The organism is Bacillus sp. FSL M8-0166, from assembly GCF_038008825.1.
Lineage (GTDB): Bacteria > Bacillota > Bacilli > Bacillales > Bacillaceae > Bacillus > Bacillus safensis.
Window position 1 is genome coordinate 259,267 of the sequence record NZ_JBBOZZ010000001.1, and the last position, 21,971, is coordinate 281,237.

25 protein-coding genes are annotated in these 21,971 nt (G+C 40.0%); all 25 read left to right on the forward strand.

The genetic code is table 11. The annotated features are described in order from the left end of the window. Positions 1-23: 23 nt before the first annotated feature. The 25 genes from NSS92_RS01470 to NSS92_RS01595 all read left to right on the forward strand — a co-directional run bounded on the left by NSS92_RS01470 (position 24) and on the right by NSS92_RS01595 (position 21,962). Entirely contained in the window at positions 24-812 is a 789-nt protein-coding gene (locus NSS92_RS01470; RefSeq protein ID WP_335371135.1) for a hypothetical protein, read from the forward strand. After that, entirely contained in the window at positions 809-1,123 is a 315-nt protein-coding gene (locus NSS92_RS01475; protein WP_335371134.1) for a transglycosylase, read from the forward strand. Before NSS92_RS01470 ends, NSS92_RS01475 begins: the two co-directional genes overlap by 4 nt. 40 nt (positions 1,124-1,163) lie before the next feature. Next, a complete protein-coding gene (locus NSS92_RS01480; protein WP_335371133.1) occupies positions 1,164-1,520 on the forward strand; it encodes a hypothetical protein in 357 nt (118 codons plus the stop codon). After that, positions 1,510-1,875, forward strand: coding sequence for an HNH endonuclease (locus NSS92_RS01485; RefSeq protein ID WP_335371132.1), 366 nt, complete (start codon positions 1,510-1,512; stop codon positions 1,873-1,875). Before NSS92_RS01480 ends, NSS92_RS01485 begins: the two co-directional genes overlap by 11 nt. A gap of 217 nt (positions 1,876-2,092) precedes the next feature. Beyond that, positions 2,093-2,608 (forward strand): phage terminase small subunit P27 family, encoded by a 516-nt coding sequence (locus NSS92_RS01490; protein ID WP_335371131.1) that lies wholly within the window; start codon positions 2,093-2,095, stop codon positions 2,606-2,608. A 14-nt stretch (positions 2,609-2,622) separates the two neighbouring features. Continuing rightward, positions 2,623-4,314, forward strand: coding sequence for a terminase large subunit (locus NSS92_RS01495; RefSeq protein WP_335371160.1), 1,692 nt, complete (start codon positions 2,623-2,625; stop codon positions 4,312-4,314). 183 nt (positions 4,315-4,497) lie between these two features. Beyond that, the gene (locus NSS92_RS01505; RefSeq protein WP_335371130.1) at positions 4,498-5,778 is read left to right on the forward strand and encodes a phage portal protein; all 1,281 of its coding nucleotides are present in this window, start codon (positions 4,498-4,500) and stop codon (positions 5,776-5,778) included. Then, the gene (locus tag NSS92_RS01510) at positions 5,741-6,364 is read left to right on the forward strand and encodes an HK97 family phage prohead protease (RefSeq protein ID WP_173408282.1); all 624 of its coding nucleotides are present in this window, start codon (positions 5,741-5,743) and stop codon (positions 6,362-6,364) included. Before NSS92_RS01505 ends, NSS92_RS01510 begins: the two co-directional genes overlap by 38 nt. Positions 6,365-6,403: 39 nt before the next feature. Next, on the forward strand, positions 6,404-7,702 hold the full coding sequence (locus tag NSS92_RS01515; protein ID WP_335371129.1) for a phage major capsid protein: 1,299 nt from the start codon (positions 6,404-6,406) through the stop codon (positions 7,700-7,702). Between the two features lie 27 nt (positions 7,703-7,729). After that, positions 7,730-8,137 carry a collagen-like protein gene (locus NSS92_RS01520; RefSeq protein WP_335371128.1) on the forward strand — a complete coding sequence of 136 codons (408 nt, stop codon included), beginning with the start codon at positions 7,730-7,732 and terminating at the stop codon, positions 8,135-8,137. Between the two features lie 12 nt (positions 8,138-8,149). After that, positions 8,150-8,452, forward strand: coding sequence for a head-tail connector protein (locus NSS92_RS01525; RefSeq protein ID WP_335371127.1), 303 nt, complete (start codon positions 8,150-8,152; stop codon positions 8,450-8,452). Beyond that, positions 8,442-8,756 (forward strand): phage head closure protein, encoded by a 315-nt coding sequence (locus NSS92_RS01530; RefSeq protein WP_335371159.1) that lies wholly within the window; start codon positions 8,442-8,444, stop codon positions 8,754-8,756. Before NSS92_RS01525 ends, NSS92_RS01530 begins: the two co-directional genes overlap by 11 nt. 2 nt (positions 8,757-8,758) lie before the next feature. Further along, the gene (locus tag NSS92_RS01535) at positions 8,759-9,163 is read left to right on the forward strand and encodes an HK97-gp10 family putative phage morphogenesis protein (protein ID WP_335371126.1); all 405 of its coding nucleotides are present in this window, start codon (positions 8,759-8,761) and stop codon (positions 9,161-9,163) included. Further along, a complete protein-coding gene (gene gp17 / locus NSS92_RS01540; RefSeq protein WP_335371125.1) occupies positions 9,160-9,552 on the forward strand; it encodes a tail completion protein gp17 in 393 nt (130 codons plus the stop codon). The genes NSS92_RS01535 and gp17 overlap by 4 nt, the downstream gene beginning before the upstream one ends. 14 nt (positions 9,553-9,566) lie before the next feature. Next, positions 9,567-10,169, forward strand: a complete 603-nt coding sequence (locus NSS92_RS01545) for a major tail protein (RefSeq protein ID WP_335371124.1) — start codon at positions 9,567-9,569, stop codon at positions 10,167-10,169. Positions 10,170-10,232: 63 nt separating this feature from the next. Next, positions 10,233-10,577, forward strand: a complete 345-nt coding sequence (gpG, locus tag NSS92_RS01550; RefSeq protein ID WP_335371123.1) for a phage tail assembly chaperone G — start codon at positions 10,233-10,235, stop codon at positions 10,575-10,577. Between the two features lie 29 nt (positions 10,578-10,606). Beyond that, positions 10,607-10,747, forward strand: a complete 141-nt coding sequence (locus NSS92_RS01555; protein WP_323648231.1) for a hypothetical protein — start codon at positions 10,607-10,609, stop codon at positions 10,745-10,747. 29 nt (positions 10,748-10,776) lie between these two features. Beyond that, complete coding sequence (locus NSS92_RS01560; RefSeq protein WP_335371122.1) at positions 10,777-15,222, forward strand: phage tail tape measure protein; 4,446 nt, start codon at positions 10,777-10,779, stop codon at positions 15,220-15,222. Next, positions 15,223-16,059 carry a phage tail domain-containing protein gene (locus tag NSS92_RS01565; RefSeq protein WP_335371121.1) on the forward strand — a complete coding sequence of 279 codons (837 nt, stop codon included), beginning with the start codon at positions 15,223-15,225 and terminating at the stop codon, positions 16,057-16,059. A gap of 11 nt (positions 16,060-16,070) precedes the next feature. Then, positions 16,071-17,819 carry a phage tail protein gene (locus tag NSS92_RS01570; RefSeq protein WP_335371120.1) on the forward strand — a complete coding sequence of 583 codons (1,749 nt, stop codon included), beginning with the start codon at positions 16,071-16,073 and terminating at the stop codon, positions 17,817-17,819. A 35-nt stretch (positions 17,820-17,854) separates the two neighbouring features. After that, positions 17,855-19,729 (forward strand): right-handed parallel beta-helix repeat-containing protein, encoded by a 1,875-nt coding sequence (locus NSS92_RS01575; RefSeq protein ID WP_335371119.1) that lies wholly within the window; start codon positions 17,855-17,857, stop codon positions 19,727-19,729. Between the two features lie 15 nt (positions 19,730-19,744). Continuing rightward, a complete protein-coding gene (locus NSS92_RS01580) occupies positions 19,745-21,025 on the forward strand; it encodes a BppU family phage baseplate upper protein (RefSeq protein WP_335371118.1) in 1,281 nt (426 codons plus the stop codon). A 14-nt stretch (positions 21,026-21,039) separates the two neighbouring features. Then, positions 21,040-21,324, forward strand: coding sequence for a hypothetical protein (locus NSS92_RS01585; RefSeq protein WP_335371117.1), 285 nt, complete (start codon positions 21,040-21,042; stop codon positions 21,322-21,324). Next, the gene (locus NSS92_RS01590; protein WP_335371116.1) at positions 21,321-21,500 is read left to right on the forward strand and encodes an XkdX family protein; all 180 of its coding nucleotides are present in this window, start codon (positions 21,321-21,323) and stop codon (positions 21,498-21,500) included. The genes NSS92_RS01585 and NSS92_RS01590 overlap by 4 nt, the downstream gene beginning before the upstream one ends. A gap of 42 nt (positions 21,501-21,542) precedes the next feature. Continuing rightward, on the forward strand, positions 21,543-21,962 hold the full coding sequence (locus tag NSS92_RS01595) for a phage holin family protein (RefSeq protein WP_025094095.1): 420 nt from the start codon (positions 21,543-21,545) through the stop codon (positions 21,960-21,962). Positions 21,963-21,971: the final 9 nt, after the last annotated feature.

Here is a 21,971-nt window from a genome sequence, read left to right on the forward strand (position 1 = left end):
TTATTATGAGGAGAGTGTAGAAAATGTACTTAGACTTAACTTACAGAAGCATCTTTGACCAACTGGATGAGGCGTTATCTAAAAAGACTTTGATCGTTACGACTGCTAGGACAAGACGAATTGGGAAAACAGCAGCGCTTGTACATCTAGCCGGAATTAAAGAAATACCGATTGTCGTCATGGATTTAATGGTTAATAGTTATAGAAAAGAGTATCCCAATATAAAGGTTATCGGAGAGACTGCTTTCAAAAAGAGTACCCGTTTTGAAACAGTGTTGGTTGAAGAAGGGGTACGGGAGGAAACCATCACTATATTGATAGAAAAGGGTGTTACGGTTTCTGGGTTCTTGCTTGATAGAAGCACCTTAAAGGCTGGGGAGAAATACGTTCCATACGAAGAAAGTAAAATCGATACGGGGATAGAACAAGCAACATTGACTGAAATTTTTGGAATCCCTGGCGTACTGACGATCAAAGAAGAAGCAGAGAACCTTGAACCTTGGACATTTGAAGAGCCTCCTTTGCTTCAAATCACATTGAAAGATATAAATTCTATTCCCGAGGTAATCCATAAAGGTGAATCGCTGAAAGGATTAATCAATGTAGGTTTCAATTGGGAAACATCTGGACCTGATGAATTTGGTTCTGCTTATATCAACCTGCAAAATGCGGATGTCGTTAGTAAGTATCCCAATGAAAAACGAACTCAGTATAAACGTGGGAAAGCATTGAATGAGCTGCCAAATAAAGATGATCTAGTTTGGGACAAAGAACGAGGGGTCTACATTCTACAAAAGGGTAATATGAAATGAATGATGTTTTGTGCGAGAAATGCCAAACATATTATGCTGTGGAAGTTAGAGAGATAAATGAAGCGAAAGGAATTGTAATTCAATTCTTCTCCTGTCCTCATTGTGGAAACTCGAATGTTGTTTCTGCTACAAATAAAGTCATCCGCCAGAAATTACGGGAATTGAGAAAGGCACGCAGCTTTTACGAACAAGCAACGACACATAGAAGCGCACAACGACGTTTTGAAAAATATACGCAGCTACATGAAAGCGTCAAACGTCTTATGTTTCCTCTAATTGATGAAGCCAAACAAAGATTGAACAATTCATAGCATCCTTCGGGGTGCTTTTTATTTTGGGGAGGGACACAACGTGGACAACTCACTCAGGGAACTAATCATTAACACAGCAGTTGGACACGCAGTAAGGACAGACCAATTGTATAACGGACTTAAAGCCCTTAATAAAAGGGGATGCATATGGGCAGATGGGGAGATCATCAGGGGGTTAGGCATGCTTGGTTCTTACGGTGTGAGGGACAGGCAAGCTATAGACAGCTTACTACATGTCAGCCAGACTCTGTCCTATGAAGCAGCACGATCCTATCTAGCGTCATATCAAAGGCAGCATAGGAAATTTTATGCTGTACAGAAAGTAGGGCATCTTCATGCCTTTGTTTTGTTTGCGATGATAGATGAGAGGAAAGCTGGTGAATCCAATGCCACCTAAACCATTGAGGGAGTGTAAGGTGAGAGGGTGCAGAGAGTTAACAAGGGATGGTTATTGTCCCACTCATGCCGATGGTAAGCAGCAGGAAGCAAAGTATTACAACAAACATGTTCGAGATAAACAATCAACAAACTTTTACAAATCGAAAGAGTGGAAACAGACAAGACAACTTGTTCTAATGCGAGACAATTACCTTTGTCAAAGCTGTTTAAAGCAAGATCGTGTCGTTCCTGCTGTCATGGTTCATCACATAGTAGAGCTAAAACAGGATTGGAACAAACGATTAGATTTAAATAACCTCGAAAGCATGTGTAATAGCTGTCACAACAAGGTTCATGGCAAGCGAGGGTCATAGTACCCCCCGGCATTAAATCCCTAGAAAACGGCTTTGTGAAGATCGGTGAGCCGTCGTCTACAAACAAACACCGCTTTTCAAAGTTTCCAAAAACACGAAAAACCCCCTCGGTGAAAATACCGAGAGGGCTTGGTACGACTGGTTTTGTTGTTAATTCGATCATAGCATGAATCCATTCAAAAACAAGTATGAATTTGAAAAAAATGAGGTGAAAAATATGCCGAGACCTGCAAAATCCGCAACGCTTCAACTAATACAGGGCAATCCAAATAAGAAAAACACAGATGAACTAGCGATGCGCGCCGACCAAGAAAAGAAAATGAAAATGCGATCAAACAATATCAAACCTCCATCCTGGTTAGATAAGGTTGCTAAAAAGGAATTCAAACGGATTGCCGAGCTATTAAAGGAAGTGGACATTATAACGGAGGCAGATATCAGCATGTTGGCCGCCTATTGTAATGCCTATTCACAATACATTTCAATAACTAAAGTGATAGAAGATGATGGACTCATGGTTCATAAAGATGGATTTGATGAGGACGGAAATCCAATTGAATTGATTGGGGAAGAACACCCATTATTGAAAAGACAAAAGAACTTCTTTGATCAAATGAAGTCAGCTGCAAATGATTTTGGTCTTACTCCATCAGCACGCGCAAAACTAGCGATCACCAAAACACAGGAGATTCGAGAAAAGACGGCTGCTGAGAAGGAGTTTGATAACGTGTGACAATTAAGCAGTTTATGATTGATTATTCAAATGATGTTCTACAAGGGGAAATTAACGCTTGTCAAAAACACATTTGGGCTTGTCAACGTTTTTTGAATGATGTCGAAAGAGAAGGAACAGAAGAGTTTCCGTATGTATTCGATGAAGAAAAAGCACGCAGATTTCTTTTTTGGATGACTCAATTTAAACATACCAAAGGACCATTAGCAGGTGAAAATATTGATCCTGATCCTATTCAGATTTTCATTTTCGGCAATGTCTATGGATGGGTCCACAAAGATACCGACATTCGCCGTTTTACAATTGTGTATTGGCAAGTTGGCCGTAAAAATGCAAAGACTCAAAGCTTAGCAATTGTTGGGTCATATGAAGCAATGGCGCTTGGAGAAAGTATGTCGGAAGTGTATATAGGTGCCACCAAAAAAGAGCAGGCCAAGATTTGCTGGAAAGAAATAAAGGCTCAAATTGAGGGTAGCGATCTTCTCAATAAACCATCAAAAAAATATAAGGTAGCATATGGGACAATTGAACATATTAAAACAAAATCAATTATCACACCACTTGCAAAAGATGCCGGGAAAACCGGAGATGGATTTAACCCTCAATGTGGAATTATTGATGAATATCATGCTCACCCAACATCAGAAATATATGATGTTATTGAATCGGGTATGGGAGCAAGATCACAACCTTTAATGGTAATTATCACAACTGCTGGACCTGAATTGAATAATCCTGCTTACCGTGTCGAGTACAATTTTGCTTCTCGTCTTTTAGATCCAAATATGGTAGAGAAAAATGACCATTACTTTGCAATGATTAATGAGTTAGATGCAGATGATGATATTAAAGACGAGAGTAAATGGGAAAAAGCGAATCCGATACTTGCAAAACACGAGTTTGGCATAAATTATTTAAGACGGCGTTTAGAAATGGCTTTGAATGTACCAGAAAAAATGCGTGATTTCCTCACCAAAAACATGAATATTTGGGTGAACATGCGATCAAACGGATATATGGATATGCAAGCATGGTCAGATTGCGGTTTGAGTGAAGGTCTACCAGATTTAAAAGGTAAGGAATGTTATGCGGGGATAGACTTATCAAAACGAATTGATTTAACAGCGGCCAGTTTTGAATTTCCTCTCGAAAATGGGATGTATTATGTTACAGCACACGGCTTTATGCCAGAAGATACGTTTCATGAGAGGATGAAAACTGACAAGGTACCGTATGATTTGTGGGTCAAAAAAGGTTGGCTAACTCTTACTGATGGTGCTGTCGTTGACTATGACTATATACGTGCTTACATCAAGAAAATGGAAAATGATAAAGGGTGGAAAATCAAAGAGATTGGATATGATCCATATAACGCAACGCAGTTTGCGCAGCAGATGGAAGCTGATGGATACGTCATGATCGAGATCAGGCAAGGGGTGCAAACCTTATCTGAGCCGACCAAAGATTTACGTGAGAAAGCTAAAGCGCGAAAATTAATCCATGACAACAATGATCTATTAACGTGGGCGATGGGGAATGCCGTCACAAAGATTGACGCGCAGGAGAATATCATGCTTGATAAATCAAAATCGTCACAACGTATTGACCCAGCAGCTGCACTCATAAACGCTCATGTGAGAGCTAGTCAAAATGATGATCATTTAGATTTGAATGAGTATATTTTGTCAGGGGGCTTTTCATTCTAATGAAAAATATCATAAAAAAAATTATGATTTTTCTATTCTCAATCTTAAATGACCTAGTATTTTTTGCTGGGGCAATCTTTATTACAATAGCAGCTTATAAAATACATGAAATCATCGGTCTTTTAGTGACAGGTGTTTTTTTTATATTTACAGCAATTTTAATGAGCCGAAGGAGGTGATTAATTGTTATTAGAAGGTATGTTCTCTAAAAGATCAAAAGGTTCAGACAGTGGCTGGGGGATGTCACAGGTCCCGCAATGGGTGTTTGATATTTTCGGTGGTGGTAAAACAGCAAGCGGAGAGAAAGTGAGTGAATCGACCTCGTTAAAACATCCTGATGTTTTTTCTTGTATAAATGTTTTGTCAGATGATATAGCAAAACTATCTGTCCATATGTTTCGGAGGCTGGGAGAGAATATTTCAGGAGAGCGTGACCATCCTGTTTTTAAATTGCTCTATTTAAAGCCCAATCAATATATGACAGCTTTTACTTGGAAAAAAGTAATGATGACGCATGTTTGTACATGGGGAAATGCATATTCTTTGATTCTTTCAGATAAAACAGGTGATATCAAAACATTAATCCCTCTTAATCCAGCGAATACAAATCCGTACCTCGATCCAAACACAGGTATATTGTGGTACGAAACAATCATCAATAACAAACGAGCTGAATTGCATGCGGAAGAAGTTCTGCACTTTAAAGGAATGACGGAAGATGGAATAGTAGGCCTCAGTCCAATTCAGGTTGCAAGGGAACATATTGGTGCTCAATCTGCTGCAACAAAGTTTAACGCAAAATTGTACAAAAATGATGCAACACCAAGAGGTATTTTGAAAATCCCAACCCTGTTACAACCAGAGGCAAAAGAGGTTGCAAGAAAAGAATGGCAGAGAGTAAATGCAGGTGAAAGTATTGCGATTGTTGATGCTGGACTTGATTATCAATCTATTTCAATGCCTCTAAAAGATGCCGAATTTGTAGAGTCTATGAAATTCAATAAGGCTCAAATCGCTTCCATATTCAAGGTGCCTCTTCATAAGATAAATGAATTGGACCGCGCTACATTCAGTAATATCGAACATCAATCTATAGAATATGTGAAGAACACTTTACAGCCGTGGATCGTTTCCTTTGAACAAGAAATCAATACAAAGCTGTTTACTGATGATGAAATAAGGCAAGGGCTATATGTTCAATTTAATGTTAATAGTGAATTGCGCGGTGATTCAAAATCAAGAGCTGAATTCTATGAAATTATGGAACGAATAGGAGCTATGAATATAAATGAAATTCGTGCTCTTGAGTCAAAGAATGCTATTCCTGATGGGGACAGGCACCTAGTTTCACTGAATTACACTTTCTTAGATATGTTAGATCAATATCAGATGGCTAAAGCAGGTCATAAAGGAGGTGATCCGAATAATGCCGAAGGAAATCAGACAGCTAACGACGGAAATTGAAGTTAGGTCACTTGATGATGAAAGCAAAAGTGAATATGTAGAGGGTTATGCCCTTAAATTTGAAAAGTGGTCTGAGCGTCTTGGGTGGTTTAAGGAAATCATCAGCCGTGGAGCGTTGGACGAAGCAGATATGTCCAATGTAATTGCTTTATTTAATCATAAAATTGATTATCCATTAGCAAGAAACACTGTTTCAACGGGCGCTGGTAGTCTTCAATTAACTGTTGATGCAATAGGGCTGAAATTTAGATTTGAGCCAACAGACACAACTTACGGACAAGATTTGATGAAGAATTTGAGAGCAGGCGTGATCAATCAATGTTCTTTTTCGTTTTCTCTTGATCATTCAGGTGATGAAGAACCTGATGAATGGACAAGAAATGAAGAAGAAAAGTTATATGAGCGCCGAATCAATCGAATCAATCGCATTTTTGATATTTCACTTGTCACAACTCCTGCATACAGCGACACGGAAGCTGTTGTAGGAGAAAGAAGTCTAGAAAAAGTAGAAGTTTTAAAAAGACAAAAAAACACATCAAATAAGAGGATTGAGCTGGAACTAGACTTATTAGACCTGACTATGTAGTGGGTCTTTTTTTATGCTCAAAATCAAGGAGGAAAATCTATGCCAGTAATGATGAGTAAAGAGGAACGTCAATTGCGCCAGCAGTTCACACAGAAAAAGCAAGAAGCTAGGAATTTAATAAGTGAAGGAAAAGATGAAGAAGCACGCTCTATGCTTGATGAAGCAAAGGCGCTGCAAAAAAGAATTGAAATGATGTCTGAGGAAAGAGAGCTGGATGCACCAGACATTCAAGAAGACAGACATTATGTACCGGAACAAAAAAGAGATCCTGAATCTGATTTATCTGAGGAAGAACGCAGTTTAACAGGAACCCAAGAATATAGAAACGCATGGTTCAAGGTTTTGACTGGCCGTGAAGATGAATTGGGAAACGAAGAACGGAAAATGCTGCAGGAAGTTTTAAAAGAAAATAGACAGCTTTCATCTAGTAGTGATAAGGATGGCGGATACACAGTACCGGATGATATTTCAAAACAGATTATTAAGTCTATTCAAGAATTAAATTCTGTTCGTAATCTAGTTCGCATTGTGCCAAAAAAATCACCATCTGGCACTTATCCAGTAAGAAAAGGTACTGCTGGAAAGCTTTATAATATTGGGGAAAAAGAGGCGATTAAAGAGCTAAAAAATATGGAATTTGAAGAAATCCAATACAACGTTAAGAAATTCGCTGGGTTTTTACCTATTTCAGCTGAATTACTCGATGATTCTTTCCTTAATTTCACAAGAGAAATTGTAGAATGGCTTTCAGAATGCGCGACTGTGACTGAAAATGAGGAAGTCTTCTATGGAAAAGGTGGAGACAAAAATATAGAAGGAATTATCTCAAGTAAAAAATATAAAACTCTCAAGGCGCCATCACTTATCACCATTAAATTTTTGCGGAAGGTTAAAAATCAACTTAAAAAGGGTTACCGAAGAAATGCTAAGTGGGTTATGAATACAGAAGCATTTGAAACACTAGCAAACATTGAAGATAAAAACGGCCGCGGGATTTTAGCCGAGGACCCACGCAATGAGGATAGCTTCCTTTTATTCGGTAGACCCGTTGAAGTGTATGACGAGATTGTCACAGATGATAAACAAAAAACTCATATTCTATTCGGTGATTTTAAAAATGCATACTTTATGTTTGATCGTCAAAAATTCGAGATCAAATCAACTGACATCGGCTCAGATGCATTTCTAACAGATCAAACATATTTCAGAGGTATTGAACGATTTGACGGAAAAGTAGTTGATCCAGAAGCCGCAGTAATTGTTACTGATTTAGTTGTAGGTGAGGAAGCAGTAGTTGAAACACCTTCTGAAGATAAGTCTGTAGACGCTGGAAAATAAATAAAAATTGAAAGGGATTGATCTATCATGGCTAAAGATTTTTTGAATGAAAGTAACGGAGTGTTCACATCTGCAGAGGCGGGGCCTGACGGTAAACCTATCACGCCTGTTTATTTAAAAGGAAACAGTGAAGAAAACCCTCTCTTCATTCAAGGGATGCAAGGTGAAAAAGGACCAAAAGGTGATACTGGTCCTCAAGGTCCAAAAGGAGAAAAAGGCGATCCGGGAGAGCAGGGACCAAAAGGTGATAAGGGTGATGCAGCTGTAATTGAGGAAGGCGCTATTAAAAATGAACACTTAGCTGATAAATCTGTCAACTCTCGCACTATCGGTACTGGCAGCGTCATGTGGGAAAATCTCAATTCTGCTGTAAAAGACTTGATCACCGAATTGCAAAATAAGGTCGAAGCATTAGAAAACCCAAAATCTGAATAAAGGTGATGCCGGATGACTGAGGCAGAACAAAAAGAACTTGAAAAAGCGAAAAAATACCTCCGCATTGATGGTGATGTGGAGGATGATTTGATTTTACATTTCATCGCTGCGGCAAAGGAGTACATCACGAATGCAACGGGTCTGAAATTTCCTAATAATTTAGCACGAGCAGAACTGGCCGTCATGTCTTTTGTGACTCACTGGTATGAGAATAGGCAAATATCTGGAACGACATCAAATCTTGACGGGGTGCTCACAACAATGGTCAATCAACTCAAATACGTGGTTGCGGACGGTGAAAAAGATGCTGAATGACATGAGACACCGCATCCAGTTTCAACAGAAAAAAGAAAAGACTCGTTTACCTGTTGATGGTGACAACGGTTGGGAAACTGTGGTTGAGTGCTGGGCTAAAGCAGAGGGTTTAAAAGGGGCTGAATATTATGCTGCAGCTGCTATCCAAAAAGAACATACAATCAAGTTCACCATTCGGCACCGGGAAGACATTGACGAACATATGAGGCTCTTATTCAAAGAAAAAGTTTACGAAATTGAGTCTATAACACCCAATTATTCAAGGCTTCATTTCCTCACAGTTAGGGCAAAGGTGGTGAAGTAGTAATGTTTAATCTTCAAATTGAAGGTTTAGATGAATTAGAAAACGCCATTGGCAACATGCAAAGAAAAGTAAGCAAAATGCATAAAGAAGCTCTTACAGCTGGCGCAACCGTGATAAAAGATGAACTTCACCCAAACACACCAAGGTCGGACAAAGCCCAAAAACACATGCAGGATGATCTTGATATTACCCGGCTTCGCACTGACGGTGACGGAGTGAAATATGTGGCTGTTGGTTGGCCGAAATCGAAGTCACGTAAGGATACACAATGGAGAATTCACTTTCCTGAATTCGGCACCTTACATCAGCCTGCGCAAAAATTCTTTACGCGTACTGTAGATGCAAAATGGGACGAGGCTATTCGAAGAGTAGCAGATAAATACCGACAGGCGCTGAGTAAACTATGATCAATCAAAACTTAATAAGGCGTGCAGATACTTGCAAGAATGCCATTTTTGAAGCGTTGGAGAATGATCCAGCGCTTTTGTCTTTAATAGACAAAGGTGACATCTATGAGCTTGCAGTGCCAGAGGGTACAAAGTCGAGTCCGCCGTATGTCGTGCTGCAAGAAATCAACTACAGACCGATCAAGTGGGCTGATGATAAACCTATTCAAGATAGCGCAACTTATCAAATTGATGTTTATCACAACGCCGATCCACAACCCTTTTTGGCTGCGATTGGTGATGTGATGGAGCGTTTAGATTTTGCACCAACGATACCTATTTCTGATTTTTTAGAGAAGGAGAGGTTAATCAGAAAAGGCTATAGATTCGAAAAAAATATAGAAATATAAACGGAGGAATATATATGACTCAACACAGCTCGTTAGTTGGGGTTGCTGGTGTTAAATTTTCACCACTTAAACAAGAGAGTGGACTATGGGTTGCAAAGAAAATTTACGAGTTTCCTTATGCAATCAATATAAAAGTCGAACCAGAGCAATCAACTGAAAAACAGTATGCAGATAATAAACTTGTGGATATGGTTGTCTCAACCGGGTCTACTAAAGTTGAAATGGAAATGCGTGATCTTCCACATGAAATTTCTATTATGCTGCTTGGATTAGAGGAAGAAAACGGCATGCTTTTGTACAAGAAGAACAACATTCCTCCATGGGTGGCCATGTCTTTTTATGGAGTTAAAGCAAATGGAAAGAAAAGATATGTAGGTCTGGTGCAAGGTAGATTTTCTATTCCTGGCACTGATGTCAAGACTAAAGAGGAAAAGGTAGACTTTCAAACTGCAAAGTTATCCGGCGAATTTTTAGATCGGGAACAAGACGAATTGTATAAAGTTGTTGCTGATGAGGATACAGAAGGTTTTGATTTGGATAAGTTCTATAAAAAAGTTTATGGAGACGCTTATCAATCAGCTGAGAAAATCAGTGCTGATTTAGGGAAAGGCGCTTAAGACTTTTACCAAAAGAGAGCTTCACAGCTCTCTTATTTTTAATTCGAAAAAGGAGGAGTCAAAATGGCTCAAAAACAAATTTCAATCTCAATATGGTTTAAGGAAGAGAAGAAATTCAAAACATTTATCGCCCCAAGAACGGATGCAAAAACACTTTATGAGGCATTCGAATTAGATGAAAAAGCAACAGAATCAGAAAATGCTAAAGAGCTTATTAAAAGCTTGAATGAACGAATTAAATTTATCGTTCGAGTTTTTAATAACCAGTTTACTTTTGAACAATTTCAGGAGGGATTTCAGTCGTTTGAAATTGCAGAAGTGGTAAGGAAAGTAATGATGGAGATCATGGGTTTTAAAATGCCTGAAACTGACGAAGAAAAGGATTTTTTGCCCGAAGTGGAAGCTTAGAAGAGTCCGTTAAAACTGGGAAGGATCAATTGAATGAAATTTATAGCACCTTGTTAAAACAAGGGTGGAAAATGCATGAAATTGATCAAATGGATATTTTTCATTATCTAGAATTAGTCGCGGAGGAAAACAAGCCTAAACTCGTCCCTATTGATCAAGTATTCTTTTAATTCAGTCAGGAAAGAGGGGTGATACATATATGACACAAGCAATCGGAAATATGGTCGCCAAGGTCAATTTGGATGACTCAGGTTTTAATAAAGGTATAACAGGACTTCAAAGGCAATTGAGATTAACCAACTCTGAAATGAAGGCATCTGCGGCCATTTATAAAAATACTGGTGATAGATCAAAGCAATTACAATCACAAGTAGAGGGACTTAACAACAAATATCAACTTCAAGGTCGAATTGTTCAGGAACATCGAAAACGATATGAACAACTTGTCAGAGAAAAGGGCCGTGATGCGCGAGAAACACAAATACATGCCCGCAAATTGAATGACTCCATCGCTGTTCATCAAAAGCTAGAAAAAGAATTACGAGATGTATCTAAAGAATTTGAGCATTTGCAAAGCACCGGCAATAAAGCAGCTGGTGTTTTTTCTGTTTTTAAGAAGAACGCTGGGGAAGTATCAGAAGAGTTACAATCTGTCTACTCTGCTGCGGGAATGGCAGGGAAGGCATTAACAGGTATCGGTGTAGCAGGCACCGTCGCAATAGGTGGAGCTGTTAAAGTGGCCGCAGACTTTGAAAAGGCTATGAGCCGGGTCGGTGCTGTGGCGAATGCATCGAATGACGAGATGGGCCGTCTCACAGAAACGGCGCGTCATTTGGGGGCTACGACACAATTTACAGACGGACAAGTTGCCGAAGGAATGCAATACCTTGCAATGGCTGGCTATAAGACAAATAACATCATCGGTGCCATGCCGGGCTTGCTTGCTACTGCGGCAGCAGGGCAAACAGATTTAGGTGTAACAGCAGATATTGTATCTGACATCCTCACAGAGTTTCATATTGCTGCAGAAGATACAAACCGGGTAGCAGATGCAATGACCTACACGTTCACCAATTCAAACGCCACACTCCAACAGATTGGACAGACAATGAAATACGCTGGCCCTGCGGCAAAAACTGCAGGTGTCAGCATGGAAGAGTTAGCGGCCGCAACGGGTATCATGGCGAATAGTGGGATTAAAGCTGATATGGCTGGTACTGCGTTACGTTCCACTTTAACAAGGCTTGCTTCACCTCCAAAACCTGCAGGTAATGCGATACATGAGCTTGGCTTAAGTGTTACTGATGCTAGTGGCCGTATGCGACCATTAGCTGACATCATCAACCAAATCAATGAGAAAACAAAAAACTATACAGAAACAGAAAAAATCCGTATTGCAAAGCAATTGGCTGGTCAGCATGCTTTATCTGGTTTTATCACTTTGCTTCATGCGGGCGGTGATAAGATCGACAAATTCACAAAAGAAATAGAAAACAGTGGCGGTGTAGCTGAAAAAGTTGCAAAAGGGCAAATGGACAACCTCGCTGGATCAATGGAATACCTGCGTTCAGCAGTAAATAATGCCGTTATTTCATTAGGAAATCAATTTATTCCAGTGATCCGCGCCACTACAGATGGATTAACAAAGATCGTTAACTGGTTTGATCACCTGCCTCCTTCTGTCATGCAAACAATTGCCATTACTGGCGCAGCCGTAACAGCTTTTAGCCTTTTAGGTGGGGCTTCTTTATTGTTATTGAGTGTCATTCCTAGAATGGCCGAAGGATGGAGAGTGCTAAGAACTGCTGGCACGTATCTGACAGGCACTGTCAGAGGATCATCAACAAGTCTAGGAGTATACACGACACAAGTTACAGCTGCGGGTGTCGCTTCAAGAACTGCGGCGACAGGCATTAACACAGCTGCAGCATCAACGGCTGTTATGTCCACTCGTATGGGACGTTTACAACAAAACACTGGTTTAGCGACTACACGCATGGGCCGTCTAAATCAAACGGCCACAAGAACATCAAGGACAATGCGTGGACTTGGCGGCGCGTCTCGAATTGCTGGCGGCGGTTTAATGATGTTTGGTGGGCCAATGGGTATGATTGGAGGTCTTGCGCTCTCTTTTCTTCCTGAGATACTTAAATTTGGTAAAGGTATAGTCATGGCAGGAGTAAACGCCGTAAAAGGTGCAGGGGGATTTTTGAAACTCGCAAAGGGCGGTTTTGGCCTGTTTAACATCTTAAAAAAAGGCGCAGGTGTTGTGAGTTTGCTTAGAGGCGGCTTATCGTTGCTTGGTGGTCCAGTTGGGTTACTGATAACAGGGGTCACGCTTTTAGGCGAAGCAGGGTTTAAATATTATGACAACCTGCAAAAACGAGTCTTGCCAGCAACAATTGATTTTGGCGATAAAGTTTCTGAATCCACTTCGAAAGCTGTAAATGCTTATTCGGATATGGAGACAAAAGCCAATGCAAAGCTAGACAGCCTGTATCTCAATCAAACGAAGATCACGGATAAGATAGCTGACAACATGAATAAGCGATTTTCAAAAATGGCCGACACCATAAAAAAAGGCTATCAAGATAGTGCTGACAAGTCTCTTGACGTTTTAGGAGATTTCTATTCAAAGAATAATTCACTTAAAAAGAAAGATGAGGAAAACATCCTCAATAAAATCAAAACAGGCAATGAAAAGAAGCAGAAGCAAATAGAAAAGTACGAGAGCCGAGTCAAAAAAATATATGACAAAGCAGCAAAAGAACATCGCTCGCTCACCCAAAAAGAATGGGATGAAGTCAAGGGCATTACTCAAAAGATGAGTAAAGAAGTCGAAACGGCTCTGACAAAAAGCAAAGATGAGCAAACACTCATTTCTAAAAAGTTAAAAGAAGAATCGTCTAATTTATCTGCAAAGCAAGCTGCCGCAACGGTGAAAAATAGTAAATCAGCAAAAGACAAAGTCATCAGCAATGCTAAAAAACAATACAATGCAGTTGTGAAAGCTGCAGATGATCAGTATTACGTCAAAGGTACTATCACCAAAAAAGAACATGATGCGACAGTTAAAGCTGCCAAAGATCAGCGAGACAAAACAATCAACGAGGCGAAAAAGAGCCATAAAGGCGTTGTGAAAGAAGCAAAGAAACAAGCAGATGGACATATCGAACAAGTCAATTGGGAGACAGGTGAAGTGCTAGGCGCTTGGGATACATTCCTTGTGGATTTAGCTGGTGTCGTCAATACCATTACTGGTGGTATCAATAAAGTTCTTGAATTCATGAATATACCGACAATCCCTGAGTGGAAACCAAGCGGACACAACGGGAAGAAAAAGGCGAAGAACGTTGCACCCGGTAAGGCATATGCCAAAGGTACTGACTATCACCCGGGAGGCCGTGCACTTGTTGGTGAGGAAGGATATGAGCTTGCACATACTCCTGGTATTGGAACATATATGGTCGGCGTTGGTGGTCCTCAAATTTGGGATTTACCACGCGGAACATCGGTACTGCCTCATGATCAGACCAAAAAAATCACTTCACAGGGCTTACCGGGTTATGCTGGCGGTGTTGGTGATTTCTTTAAAAAGGGCGCCAAAAAAGCTGGTGAAGTAGTCGGCAAGGTGAAAGATTTCGGATCAGATATTTTTGACCTTGTGATGGCTGGCCCAAAGAAAATTATCAGCAATATATTTGGCGGTCTCATTCCGTTTAAAACTGGTAAAGGGATAGACGGACTTGGAACAGGTATTTTAAAGACAATTCAAAAAGGTGCTTTAGGATTTCTAACAAAATCGTTAGGTGATTTTGGAGGAGAAGGAGGATCATTCAAAGGTGTAGGGGGTAGTGCTGCAGTCAAAAAGTGGGTTGCACAAGCCATCAGCATCACTGGAATTTCCCCATCCTATGCAAAAGCACTAGAAACCATTGCTATGAAAGAATCAAGTGGAAACCCGACCTTAGTTAACCGATGGGACAGTAACTGGAAGGCGGGACATCCATCACAAGGACTCATGCAGTTTATTCCGACAACATTCGCAGCATACAAAAAGCCCGGATATGGAAACATCAAACATCCAGTACACCAAATTGTTGCTGCGATTAACTATCTTAACAAGCGTTATGGCGGCATCTATAATCATCCGGGATTAAAATCTATGGCGCGCGGTGGCCCTTATATCGGTTATGCATCTGGTGGTGTTATCGACAGCCACCAAATTGCACAGTTAGGAGAAAACGGCTGGCGCGAATATGCAATTACCACTGAGCCAAAGTATCGTAAACGCTCTTTACAGTTGTATTCTAACCTTGGCAAAGAGCTTGGAGTGCCTAGTTTTGGGAATGGTATGATCTCCACGGCTTTACAGATGCTTGATCGCATTAGTAACAAAGGAGACAAGCCTCAGAGCAGGCAGCAAGATGGATCCGATTTGAGACAGATGATCGAGAACCAAAACAAGCAAATTGGTCTGATGGCACAACAAATAGACCTGCTGTCTCAAGGATTAATGATGATGCAAAAAGGCTTTGAACAATTAATTTCAAAAGATAGCAACAACTACATGGATGGTCGAAAGCTAGACCAAACGACAGGAGAACGATTTAGAAAAGAAGCATTTATGAGTGGGGTGAGGTAGATGGAATTATATATTGATTTTAACAATGGATTGGGTGAACAAAGTCTAAATGACTTGCTTCCTCATTTCCATCCGTTGAGTCTGACACCTGCCTCACCAATTGTTGAATTTGAGACAGTGTCATTGCCACGAATTAACGGTATTGTACTGCCGCAACATCCACGGGATGTGAAGTACAAAGAAAGGTCTGTCCAAGTAGAAATATACATGAACTCTATAATAGCTGAAAATTTTTACAGCTATAGAAGCGAGCTATATGCTTTATTGGTTAAACCGTACCCATATTATATTTCTTGCGATTTATTCCCTAACAGGCGCTTTTTGGTGACTTGTGATGGGAATTTTTCAGTTCCAAAGGAAAAAGAAAAGAACCATGTTGTTTTTAGTGTTGAATTCACTGATGTTTTGGGTGCTGCTGAATCGAAAAGTACATCGCTTAATCTTCAAACATTTGAGGGTGAACGATGGAGTCCCGGAATGAATATTGAGATGCGTGACGACTTAGAGTATTCATTCAAGAACAAAAAAACGTTCAGCATCTATAACATTGGAGACTTTAGGATCAATCCACTTAGACATGATTACCAAGTGACGTTGAAAGCAAAGGGAAAAGGTGTAACCATCATCAATCATACGACGGGGGAACGATTGAAAATTGAAGATGAACTATCTAAATCAAAGGAAGTTTCTTTTATTAAACAGTACACCGTTGCAAATAAAAAACGTCTAAAGACATCTGGCAGGCTCCCATCACTTGATATAGGACGAAACGATTTTGAAATACAGAACGCAAGTGATATTGAAATTGTGTTTGACACAAGGTTCTACTATGCATAAGGAGGGATGACATGGCTGCGGCTGATTTTATCAAAAAACTGGCACCGGGAGCGCAAAAGGTTTACAAAAAATACAACGTTCTTGCAAGCCTTGTCATTGCTCAAGGGTGCTTAGAAAGTGGTTTTGGCACAAGTGGTCTTTCTCAACAAGCCAACAACCTATTTGGGATCAAAGGTACCTATAACGGTAAATATGTACTGATGTGGACAAGCGAACAAGATAAGAAAGGGAACGTTACCAGAATACAGGCGAGATTTAGAAAGTATCCATCTTATGCAGAAAGTCTCGCAGATTTAGGGAGTTTATACACTCGTCTAAGTCGTTATAAAGCGGTGGTAGGCGAAAAAGACTATCAAAAGGCTACTGCTGCTGTTGCTAAAGGTGGTTACGCCACTGACATCAACTATGCAACGAAATTAAACAGCATAATCTTCACTTACAAACTCACACAATATGATAATGTGGATGATCTACCAGAAGAGCCGAGTGAACCAGAAACACCAACTGAACCTGAGTATCCAAGTAAGGAATACGATGGGAAAGACATGCCACTCAATCAAAATTTACCGTCCGATGTGGATTTTCCACAGCTACATGTTTCAAGCAAGGATGGAAAGGATGTCATAGAGATCACTGGTGTGTCTGTTGACTTCACAGCCGATCCCACAGGTAAAAAAACGTTCAGTTTTACACTGCCGCGCACGCAGGAAAATGCCGCAGAGTTTGAGCTATTGGTTGTGGACAACATTTTATATCTTGATGAAAAGAAATATAATCATCAGAAATACTACATTACCAATGTGAGTTTACATCAAGAAAATGGGATGCTAACAAAAACGGTTACTGCTGCACATATCTTCTCCGTCCTGTTGATTAACAACAGGATTGAAAAAACAGTTTCAAAGAAATTAAGTATTAAAGAAGCTCTTGATATTGCTCTTAAAGGAACCGATTTCAAGTATGTCATACATGCAAAAGATGGTGAAATTTCTTCTGCAGAACAAGAAAACTTCGGTGAGAAGAATTCCACGGAACTTATGGATGAAATCATCGAAGATTATGACATAGAGTTAGACGTGGATAATTACAAAATCCATGTTTACAAAAAGATGGGCCAAAAAATAGACTTTGTGCTTGATAGTCGCTATAACATGCCGGGTATAACAATTACGACAGATTCCCAGAATTGTACCACTCGTGCATGGGGATACGGCGCACAAAAAGAAACAGAGGCCGTCTCTCAATCAAAGGATGACAAAACAACTGAAGATGAAAAAGAAGCGACAAAAGATGAAGAGAAAGAGCCTGAGTATGTATTTGATCCAGTTCTTTATATTCATCCTGATGAAGATAAATTTCTCATTGAAGGAAAACCACGTTGGGCAGAGCCGATTAAAGATGAGAGGTACAAAAAATCGAGCAGCATCATTTCGGCCTTAAAGAAGCATGTAAATCCTTATCCTGAAATGACTGTAGAAGTTGAATTCCAAAAAATCTATGAACCGAAGCTGCTTGAAATTGAACAAGATTTTTGGTTAGGCGATACAATTCATGTCATTGCCGACACTGCAGACGGAATAACCTTTGAGGACGATCTGAGGGTGGTATCAATTCAGCATAACCCTCTCAATCCGTATAGTAGCCCAACGATAACCTTTGCGAATTATCGCAAGGACATACAACGAATAACAGTAGATCAAGTAAAACAAGTGAAAAACTTACAACGATATATAAACGACATGCTCAAGACGCTTAGATAGGGTCTTTTTATTTTTGCCAAAAGGAGAGTGAGAATATGGTAAGGCTTAGAAAGGACTATGACACTAGACGAAACTCGAAATACGCAGAGCAGCTGCGAGAAGACATGTCGTCAATAGAAAATCATTTGAATCAGAATGCAGATGATTTGAAACGACATAAAACAAGCGATATTGCTCATACGTCTAATCAAATCAAACACGGATTGTATTCAGTCGCGAATCGAATAGACAACATGTGGTCAAGAATAATCAATCTAGTATTAAATCACGATGGAAAAGACGTAAAAGAAGTCGTTGATATTCGTGTCGCTAGGGATGCATCCATTCACCCCACCGCAAAAGATCGTCTTGATTATGATTTTCAAATTCTTGAGCAAGAAATAGAAGATTCTGCAGTTTCTCTCAATCTCAAAAAATTCATCAAGAAATACGGGAGCTTCACAGCGGGCTTTAAGGCTGCGCTAAGTCTTGCAAAATTATATCCTGTGCATATTGTAGTGCCACCCGGTAATTACAAGCTGACGGAGACAGCCCGCATATATAAAAATACTCATTTGACCTTACAAGCTGGTGCCGTTATAAGGCGCGGATTTGTAGGGTCAATGCTTGTAAATGGTGACAAAGACGATCAAACCAAAGGCTATGAGGGACATGGGAATTTGCTGATTGACGGTCAGGGAATGTTTGATAGCGCTGGTGATGAATATAAGGAACAGTGTTCTGTTTTAGGATTTGCTCACGCAGATGGAATAGTTATCAAAGGTATTCACATACGTGATGTTTGTGGAGGGCACGGTTTAGATTGTGCTGGTAACAAAAACGTGTTAATTGATGATGTCAAATTCTCAGGATATGCAGATTATAAGGGAGATAGGTGGTTTTCAGCAGCTATTCAATTGGACCTTATGAGATCGTCTGAAAACTTTGGGGCGTTTGGTAGCTATGACAATACCCCTTCTGAAAATATAATTGTTCAAAGGTGCCATTTCAGTAAATCAGATAAGCTAGGCGGCTATGCACGAGCAATGGACTCGCATACTAGCACAGATGGTTTTTGGTATAAAAATATCAAGTTTTTATTCAACGTTGTGGAAGATACAACTGAATGGGCTGTTTCAGGAAACAAGTGGGAAGATGTCTTGATTGAAGGGAACACATTTTTAAATTGTGCATCTGGTGTAAGGTTGCTACTTCCAGCCGTGACATCAAAATATACGCAAGATAAGAATGGGAATCCTACAAATCGAGTCAATAAAGTGAGAAGGCACATTGTTTCAAAAAATACTTTTATTAATGTAAAAGACCGCCATGCTGTACAAGTTTATGGACGTAAAGGTTATCAAACAATCGAAGATGTGAAAATTAATGGAAACTTTATAGATGGCGTTAAAGTGAAGCATGCTATTCATCTATCTGACGTAGTTGGCTTCACTGTTTCAGACAATGAGTTTAATAATGTAGGACATCATGGGGTTTTACTGACTCGTTGTAAGAATGGACAAGTTGATCTAAGTATCGGAAAAAATATTGAAGGGAACGGTATTCGAGTGGAGTTTGGATGCGAAAACGTCAGCATCAACCGAACTCGACTAGATGAAGTAGGTTATTCAGGAATATCAGTTTCTGGAGACTCAAAAAACATTGATGTTGATGGAGCTAATATCAACAATGCGGGAAAGCGCACTTCCTCTTCAAATCCATATTATGGGGTCATCTTTATGGATGGTGTAGAAGATTCTTCGGTTAAATTTGTGACTGTCAGAGGAAAGAAATGTCGATATGCGATGTATTTAACCAGTAAATGCTCACGCATTCAGCATTTCGGAAATAGACTCAAAGGAGCTGGCGCAGAAGGCAGCTTGAAAGATAACAGCGTTGATCCTATTAAGTCAATTGAAAATGTAATTTGAGTGAGGTGAGAGAAAATGATTCGAAAGAATGGGTCGCTTGAATTTGATGTGAACGCATATACCAATTCAAGTGTATCAACCAGCATAAATTTTTGGACACAGGATCGACAGACAGCAAGGCTAACTTTCAAGCTCACGAAAGATGGCGTACCTTTGCCTCTTGCAGCTGTCACAGGAAAACTTGTATTAGTTATGGCCGACGGCAGCCGATTCATTAGAGACATAAACATTCTTGACCGTGTGGAAGGTCAGGCGGAATACATCTTGTCAGATCAAGAGGTTAAACACCACGGACTAGTACAAGCTGAATTAAATTTGTACTATACAAATGATCAATCTATGTCTGTGCATCAGTTCTCTTTTAATATTTCAAAGTCCCTCATTGATCAAGATATTGTGCCGTTCACAGAATACTATGTGGACGAGTTCGAGGCTTTAAGAGCAAAGATAAATGAGCTTTACGAGGTGTCTATACAAACAATTGATGATCTGAGGGCCAAGTTCGAGGACTTGGAAAAGATCGAAACAAAGCAAGGCGCACAAGATAAAGTTGCCCAAGGGCTTGCAGCAGCTAAAAAATATACGGAGGATTACGCAGAGACGCCCGCCGGCGCTCAAGATAAAGCAGATACAGCTGCGAAAAAGATGAAAGACCTTATGGCGGGTTTTCAACAAAAGAAAATCACGACCGATACGGGCTTGCCGTTGATTTCAATTAAAGACACATCAGTTAGCATTTTGGATGCCGTGATTGATAACGGTCTAGGGATGGGCTCTTTTTACGCAATAGCAAAATCAAAAGATTTACCTAACAACCGTTCTTTCAGAGGTTTCTTCCACATTACAGATGCGACAAATGGAAAGGGTACATTTGGATGGGTATATGCAACAGATTATATCAACAATATCTATACAAATTACCTTAACGATAACGTATGGAGTGGTTGGAACCGATTGCTAACCGAAAAAGATTTAAGCAGCACATGGAACCAAGTAACGTTAGTCGCTGGAACAGTAAAACAATTTGCGGGAAATCCTCTCCAATTCTCCATACGTCAAAATGAAATACGTATACGTGGTTCTTTTGAAGGTATTCCGGCAAATGATACAGTGATTGCCCGTTTTGCTCAAAAACCGTCAGGAGAAACTGCATTTTTGGGTGCTACGGTTGGATCGTACGGATCGGCACGTTTGACGCTTGAGAAAGACGGATCACTCAAGTTCAATGGTCTCAACGCGAACGATAATTCAAAAGTGTCGAGAGTTGAGATAAACGAGTCAATTCCATTGTGGTAAAGGAGGGAAGGGACATGCACATATATTATTATGACGAAAACTTTATGTATACAGGTGAAGATGTAATAAGTGAATATGACGAGTTGCCAAAGAATGCTACGAGTGTACGTCCAGAAGAGGGGTTATACCTTCCAATGTATAACGAAAAAAAGAAAGTGTGGAGTGAATCAGCATCCAAAGAGTATATAGAAGGCTTGCAACCTAAATCCCCTTTGTCCAATGATATACCCACACTTAAAAAACAAATGGCTTTACTCACATTGCAGGTATCACAGATACAGAGAGGTGGGTCATCATGATCTACCCGACGGCGGACGACATAAAAGTATTTTGGGATTGGGGCGTTTACACTCTCGAGATTATGCGGGAGTATGTCGCATTAAAAGTAATAACAAAAGAAGAGTTTGTGCAGATCACTGGCGTTTCATTCGACAAGCCAGCTGTCTCAGTGGATTTAGGAACAACAGCATCTTAACAGGTGCTTTTTATTTTGCCTTCGAAAGGAGGTGACAAATGAATGGGGGATATAAAATTGTTTATTAACTTTGAAACTTTGGATTTAGCGAAGACTTATCTATTTGGTGGAGTGAAATTTCTGGACTTGCTCGTACTGCTAAGTGTTATTGATGTTCTGACGGGTATCATCAAAGCGTGGAAAGTTGGCAAACTACGCAGCCGTACAGCATGGTTCGGTTACGTGCGGAAAATGCTTAGTTTTGTTGTCGTGATTGTTGCTAACATCATTGATCAGATCATGGGTTTAAATGGAGTGCTGACCTTTGGGACAGTGCTTTTTTATATTGCAAACGAAGGGTTGTCCATTGTCGAGAACCTTGCACAAATCGGTGTAAAAATTCCAGCTTCCATCACAGACCGTCTTCACGTTATCGAGTCTGACAGTCAAAAAGAAGAAGAGGAAAAGAAAGCTGCTGAGTAATCGGCGGCT